Consider the following 7132-nt stretch of genomic DNA (forward strand, 5'->3'; position numbering starts at 1 on the left):
TTCCCCCTTAGTTCAGTTGGTAGAACGGCGGACTGTTAATCCGTATGTCGCTGGTTCAAGTCCAGCAGGGGGAGCCAAATTCAAGCCCTGGTCGAAAGACCGGGGCTTTTTTCTATTACGCTTAAGCGAATACCATCGTCAAATGAAAGGCGCTAACTAGTCAGCACTCTGCAAAAGGTACATGTATTTCTGTATTTGGCGAAAAAGCCAAACCTGTCATTGAAACGTACAAAAATACGGATCTTATTTGGACTCATTGCGCATTATTTCGAATTAAGTATACTGGTCGGACCAGATAGTTGTTTAATGTATTTGAGAATCATTGGTTCGAAGTGATATTCCACCTAAGTGGTGATTTTTTGAGGCCAAAACGCGTTTAGATACGGTTGTTATGGAGGCCTCAAACACCGATAATAGTGAACATTAACCTTAGTATTTGATGACAGACATGACTGAGTATCTACTCCTCCTCATCGGTACCGTTTTGGTCAACAACTTCGTTTTAGTGAAGTTTCTTGGCCTATGCCCGTTTATGGGGGTTTCCAAAAAACTGGAGACGGCAATCGGTATGGGGCTGGCAACCACTTTCGTCCTTACCTTAGCATCGGTCAGTGCGTATCTGGTTGAAAATTACATTTTACTTCCCCTTGGGATTGGCTATCTGAGAACGCTCAGTTTCATCCTTGTGATTGCTGTTGTCGTTCAGTTCACTGAGATGGTTGTTCACAAAACAAGCCCTACTCTTTATCGCCTTTTAGGTATTTTCTTACCTTTGATCACAACAAACTGCGCAGTGCTTGGCGTTGCTCTGCTTAACATAAATGAAAGGCATAACTTCATCGAGTCCATTGTGTATGGCTTTGGTGCGGCTGTTGGTTTCTCCTTGGTTCTGGTTCTGTTTGCTGCCATGCGAGAAAGAATTGCTGCAGCCGATGTCCCCACCCCCTTTAAAGGTGCATCGATCGCTATGGTAACTGCAGGTCTGATGTCTCTCGCCTTTATGGGCTTTACTGGTTGGTGAAATTGTGATCACGGGAATTCTGATAGCAATCTTTGCATTAGGTGCGTTAGCAGCCATTTTCGGCTTGCTGCTTGGCTTTGCATCTGTTCGTTTCAAGGTAGAAGCAGACCCTATCGTTGATCAAATTGATACTCTGCTCCCGCAAACACAGTGTGGACAATGCGGTTACCCTGCTGTCGTCCCTATGCCGAGCCATTGCGAATGGCGATGACATCAACAAGTGCCCACCTGGCGGCCAAGCGACCATAGAAAACCTTGCGAATTTAATGGGTGTGGAAGCGACCTCACCTCTAAGCGGTGAAGAGGAAGCAGTAAAAACAGTGGCATTCATCATCGAAGATGACTGCATTGGTTGTACTAAATGCATTCAGGCTTGCCCCGTAGACGCGATTATCGGTAGCACCAAAGTTATGCATACCGTTATCAAAGAAGAGTGCACAGGTTGTGACCTGTGTGTTGCGCCCTGCCCCACTGACTGTATTGAAATGATCCCAGTAGAAACAACACCAGAAAACTGGAAATGGAAGCTCAACCAAATCCCGGTCGTACAAATTCCATCAACCAAGGTCACGGAGGCCAAAGCCTCATGAGCACCAGCCTTTTACAACAGATTAAAAGTGGCCAGATTTGGGGGTTTCAGGGCGGCGTCCATCCGCCGGAAAACAAAACACAGTCGAATCAAGATTCCATTCAGCCTGTCAGAATACCAGGCGAGCTGATTATTCCTCTCAAACAACATATTGGCGCAAAAGGCCAACTCGTCATTCAAGTCGGCGACCAAGTCAGCAAAGGTCAGCCGTTGACACAATCCGATCTGATACAGAGCTGTCCGGTTCATGCGCCGACATCAGGCGAAATTGTTGCTATCGAACCCCGCGCTATCGCACACCCCTCAGGGCTGAGCGATTTATGTGTGGTCCTACGTCCTGACCATGCTGATACATGGGGCGAAAAACACGCCATCGATAACTATCGTGAGCTAGAGCCTGAAAAACTGATCGATCACATTCGGATGATGGGAATTTCCGGGATGGGTGGTGCAGGCTTCCCTTCAGCGAGAAAGCTTCAGACGGGTCAAGGTCGTACTGAAATTCTAATTATCAATGGTGCCGAATGCGAACCTTACATCACCGCTGACGATCGTTTGATGCGGGAACATGCAGCAGAGATTGCACAAGGTATTGAAATCATTCAACACCTGGTTCAGCCAAAACTGACTGTCATGGCACTTGAAGACAACAAACCAGAGGCGGTGGAAGCGCTCAAAGCCGCTATCAATCACTTACCGGAAACGATTGTACAAACGGTCCCTACCAAGTATCCCTCTGGCGGTGAAAAGCAGTTAATCAAGCTGATCACTGGGAGGGAGGTGCCCAGCGGAGGTATCCCAGCCGCAATCGGTATATTGATGCAAAACGTCGGTACCATTCACGCCGTAAAGCGCGCTGTGATTGATGGTGAGCCGCTGATAAAACGTGTAGTGACACTGACAGGAAAAACCTTGAAGGATCAGAATAATAGATGGGCACTTCTCGGTACCCCCATCAATTTCCTTCTCGATCAACAAGGTTATAAAGCAGACAAAAAGCTTCGCAGGGTGATTATCGGCGGACCAATGATGGGTTTTACCGCGCCTAATGAGGGTATTCCGGTCACCAAGACCACTAACTGTATTTTGGTTCCTACTCGGCGAGAAATGACTCCATCACAAGGCGAAATGGCGTGTATTCGCTGCAGTGCCTGCGCCGATGCATGCCCGGTATCTTTACTCCCTCAGCAGCTGCAGTGGTATGCAAAAGATCAGGACTACGACAAATGTTCTGAATACAACCTGTTTGATTGTATCGATTGTGGTGCGTGTGCTTATGTGTGCCCGAGTGAAATCCCTCTCGTTCAATATTATCGTCAGGCGAAATCAGAAATACGTGCTCGTGATGCAGAGAAACAAGCCGCGGAAAGAGCAAAAGAACGCTTCGAAGCTAAAAAAGAGCGTATGGAGCGTGATAAGCGACTCCGTGAAGAGAAACACCGAGTTGCAGCAGAAAATCGTCGTAAAGCCATGGCTGAAAAAGGCGGTGATGATGCAGTCGCTGCGGCGATAGCGAGAGTCAAAGCTAAATCAGTGTCTGAGCCTGAAGTTAAACCCGCTGTGGCTGCGGCAATCGCCAAAGCAAAGGCCAAGCAAGCCGAGGCGGCGAATCATGGATCCACCGAGCCAGACAACACTGAAATGGCAAAACTGCGCGAAGAGCGTAAACAACAGGCCAGAGAGCGGAAAGCGCTGAAAACTAAAGCTGCCGAGTTGAATTCTTCTACTTCCGAAGAAGAGGCTACGCCGAAGAAGGATGCAGTTGCTGCCGCTATTGCAAGAGCCAAAGCACGTAAGGCTGCGCAGCAGGCAGAAAATGCGGAACCAGAAACCGCGTCTGATAATTCAGCTAAGCCTGAAGACCCGAAGAAAGCCGCCGTCGCTGCCGCAGTTGCAAGAGCCAAAACACGTAAGGCCGCGCAGCAGGCAGAAAATGCGGAATCAGAAACCGCGTCTGATGATTCAGCTGAACCTGAAGACCCGAAGAAAGCCGCCGTGGCTGCCGCATTGCGAGAGCAAAAGCTCGTAAAGCCGCCCAGCTGGCTGAAAATGCGGAACCAGAAACCGCGTCTGATGATTCATCTGAACCTGAAGACACGAAGAAAGCGGCTGTCGCTGCCGCAGTTGCGAGAGCAAAAGCACGTAAAGCCGCTCAGCAGGCTGAAAATGCGGAACCAGAAACCGCGTCTGATAATTCAGCGGAACCTGAAGATCCGAAGAAAGCGGCTGTCGCTGCTGCAATTGCGCGAGCAAAAGCCCGTAAAGCCGCACAACAGGCAGCAAGCGCTGAGCAATCACGCAAAGACAATGAGGAAATGTAAACGTGGCCTTTTTTATCGCCAGTAGCCCACATAGCCACAGTCGGAAAAGTACCAGCGACATCATGATGACCGTGACGCTGTGTGCACTTCCCGGTATTGCTGCATTGTGCTATTTCTTCGGCTGGGGAGTATTAATTCAAACTGCAATTGCGGCACTTACTGCTGTCTGTGCAGAAGCAACTGTGCTTGCCATACGAAAACGTCCGGTGCTTCGTAGTTTGAAAGATAATTCCGCATTGCTTACCGGTGTTCTCATCGGCATAGCAATACCACCGCTCTCTCCATGGTGGTTGGCTGTTATTGGGGCACTTTTTGCTATTATCATCGCTAAACATTTATATGGTGGACTAGGCCAGAACCTGTTTAATCCGGCTATGGTTGCCTATGTGGTGCTGTTGATATCTTTCCCAGTCCACATGACCAACTGGTTACCTGATTCATCTTTGTTAGGACAACCGATTTCTGCGCTTGATTCTGCATACGCGATTTTCACCAATTTCAGTGTTGAAGGCTTTAGCGTCCACCAGCTTCGCCAGACTGTCGATGGCATTACGATGGCGACACCACTTGATACCGTCAAGATCGCGCTCAACTCAGGTAAGACTGTATCTGAAGCGCTTAGCGAACCTGTCTTTGGCGTATTTGCAGGGCTTGGCTGGAGCTGGGTTAATATCGCTTTTCTCGCCGGCGGCATATTATTGCTTCGTCGGGGCATCATTCGCTGGCACATACCTGTGGCAATGCTAACCAGTTTGTTCGTATGCAGTTTAATTGGGTTTATTATCAGCCTGATGGCGTCGCCTCACCCATCATTCATCTGTTCTCCGGGGCTACAATGCTCGGTGCATTTTTCATTGCGACTGACCCTGTTTCTGCATCAACAACGGATAAAGGTCGATTAGTTTTCGGCGCATTGATTGGCCTTTTGGTTTATCTCATACGAACCTTTGGCAGCTTCCCTGATGGTGTTGCCTTTGCAGTATTGTTGGCCAATATGTGTGTGCCTTTAATCGACTATTACACCAAGCCAGACGTTTATGGCCAGGGAGGTCGAGCATGATCAAAGCCATGGGGAAAAATGGTGTCATACTTGCAATCGCGGCGCTTGCCGCCACTGGCCTTGTAGCAGTTACCAACCAGTTGACCGCTGACACTATCGCTCAACAGCAAAAAGCCCATTTACTGAAACAGCTCAATCAAGTCATTCCTGAATCATCCCACGACAATGCGCTCTCAGAAAGTTGTAGGCTGGTTTCCAGCCCTCTGCTAGGTAGCGATGAATCAAAGCCATTGTATGTGGCAAGTAAGGGTGGAAACGTCACTGGTATGGCGGTCGAGGCAGTCGCTCCAGATGGCTATAACGGTGCAATAAGAATTCTTGTGGCCATTGATAGCGGAAATCGCACGACGGGCGTGAGAGTATTGAATCATAATGAAACGCCAGGGCTTGGTGACAAAATTGATACCAAGGTTTCAGACTGGATCCTTCGGTTTACTGGTAAAAATATTGAAAGTAAGGACGACCCTCATTGGGCTGTGAAAAAAGACGGTGGACAATTCGATCAATTTACGGGAGCGACCATCACACCGCGTGCTGTGGTGAAAGCCAGCCGAAATGCTGCTTGGTTTATGATTGAAAATCGTCAGTCTATTCTTAACCAGCCGCTTGATTGTGGAGCAAAGTAATGAGCCAACATAAAGAGTTGATGACCAATGGAATGTGGAGCAATAACCCAGCGCTGGTTCAGTTGTTGGGTCTTTGTCCTTTGCTTGCTGTATCGGCCACAGTGACGAACGCTCTGGGACTAGGCATTGCAACCTTGTTAGTCATGGTGGGGTCAAACCTCATCGTTTCAGTGTGTCGAAACTGGGTACCGAAAGAAGTCCGTATCCCTATTTTTGTTCTCATTATCGCCTCATTGGTGACTTGTGTTCAGTTACTGATGAACGCCTACGCGTTCGGACTCTATCAATCGCTGGGAATATTCATACCGTTAATCGTGACCAACTGCATTATTATCGGCCGAGCCGAAGCCTTTGCATCTAAAAACACCCCCGGTCTCGCCGCATTAGATGGTTTTTGGATGGGGATGGGGATGACAGCCGCACTTGTGGTACTTGGTGCAATACGTGAAGTGATTGGCAACGGTACCTTATTTGATGGCGCTGACCGTCTACTGGGACCTTGGGCTGCTTCACTGCGTGTTGAGGTCTTTCATTTCGACAGTGCATTCCTCCTAGCTATGCTTCCACCCGGGGCCTTTTTAGCTGTGGGCCTGCTAATTGCACTGAAAAATGTGATTGACCAGTGGCAAGCGAATAAACAACCAAAAGAGAAAGTGGCCATCGAGCGGGCACGTGTCACTTCTGTGAACTAATGTCGGACGATTAAATGAATAATGAAAAAAGGGTTAAGATCCTAGAGAGGCTGAGGGCAGAAAACCCTCATCCAGAAACTGAGCTTAACTGGAACACTCCTTTTGAATTGCTGATCGCAGTGCTTTTATCCGCTCAGGCAACAGACGTCAGCGTAAACAAAGCGACTGACAAACTGTATCCCGTTGCAAATACACCGCAAGCGTTACTGGACCTAGGGGTAGATGGTGTTAAGGAGTACATCAAGACCATCGGTCTCTTTAACTCCAAAGCCGAAAACGTGATCAAAACATGCCGCATTATGATTGAGCAGCATGGCGGAGAAGTCCCGGAGAATCGTGAAGCGCTTGAAGCGCTGCCAGGCGTTGGTCGAAAAACGGCAAATGTGGTTCTCAACACGGCCTTCGGCTGGCCCACTATCGCTGTAGATACTCACATTTTTAGGGTATCTAACCGCACCAAGTTCGCCATCGGCAAAAACGTCGACGCAGTTGAGCAAAAACTGCTCAAGGTTGTCCCAAAAGAGTTCAAAGTCGACGTTCACCATTGGCTAATATTGCATGGTCGCTATACCTGCGTTGCTCGTAAGCCAAGGTGCGGTAGCTGTATTATCGAAGACCTGTGTGAGTACTCTCCACCAAAAGAAAACGTAAAGAAAAAGAAGAAATAAATACGTTTAAAACGGCTTTGTTTCCATACTCGGCCCACCCTGTCTTTTGATATCACTAGGCGACTCGGTAGCTATCGGGCATACCAAGCTGCGTAAATCGATTTAATATTGATGCCGCCAGCATCATTTCCTGTTGTTGATTGTTAAAGTCTCTA

General features: G+C 48.3%; 4 protein-coding genes, 1 tRNA gene and 3 pseudogenes. All 8 read left to right on the top strand.

Annotated features, from left to right (window positions below; all coding sequences use genetic code 11):
- Position 1 precedes the first annotated feature (1 nt).
- A tRNA-Asn gene (locus CS022_RS24100) sits at positions 2–77 on the top strand.
- Between the two features lie 371 nt (positions 78–448).
- On the top strand, positions 449–1021 hold the full coding sequence (rsxA, locus tag CS022_RS24105; protein ID WP_129124412.1) for an electron transport complex subunit RsxA: 573 nt from the start codon (positions 449–451) through the stop codon (positions 1019–1021).
- A 7-nt stretch (positions 1022–1028) separates the two neighbouring features.
- Positions 1029–1611 (top strand): annotated as a pseudogene (gene rsxB, locus CS022_RS24110) (electron transport complex subunit RsxB).
- Positions 1608–3931: pseudogene (rsxC, locus tag CS022_RS24115) on the top strand (electron transport complex subunit RsxC). The pseudogenes rsxB and rsxC overlap by 4 nt, the downstream one beginning before the upstream one ends.
- Positions 3932–3933: 2 nt before the next feature.
- Positions 3934–4991, top strand: a pseudogene (gene rsxD / locus CS022_RS24120) (electron transport complex subunit RsxD).
- Positions 4988–5617: an electron transport complex subunit RsxG gene (rsxG, locus tag CS022_RS24125; protein ID WP_129124409.1), complete on the top strand. Its 630-nt coding sequence runs from the start codon at positions 4988–4990 to the stop codon at positions 5615–5617. Before rsxD ends, rsxG begins: the two are co-directional and overlap by 4 nt.
- Positions 5617–6309 carry an electron transport complex subunit E gene (locus CS022_RS24130; RefSeq protein ID WP_129124410.1) on the top strand — a complete coding sequence of 231 codons (693 nt, stop codon included), beginning with the start codon at positions 5617–5619 and terminating at the stop codon, positions 6307–6309. The genes rsxG and CS022_RS24130 overlap by 1 nt, the downstream gene beginning before the upstream one ends.
- 14 nt (positions 6310–6323) lie before the next feature.
- A complete protein-coding gene (gene nth, locus CS022_RS24135) occupies positions 6324–6977 on the top strand; it encodes an endonuclease III (protein WP_129124411.1) in 654 nt (217 codons plus the stop codon).
- Positions 6978–7132 lie beyond the last annotated feature (155 nt).

Origin of the sequence: Veronia nyctiphanis, from assembly GCF_004116385.1 — a bacterium.
Lineage (GTDB): Bacteria > Pseudomonadota > Gammaproteobacteria > Enterobacterales > Vibrionaceae > Veronia > Veronia nyctiphanis.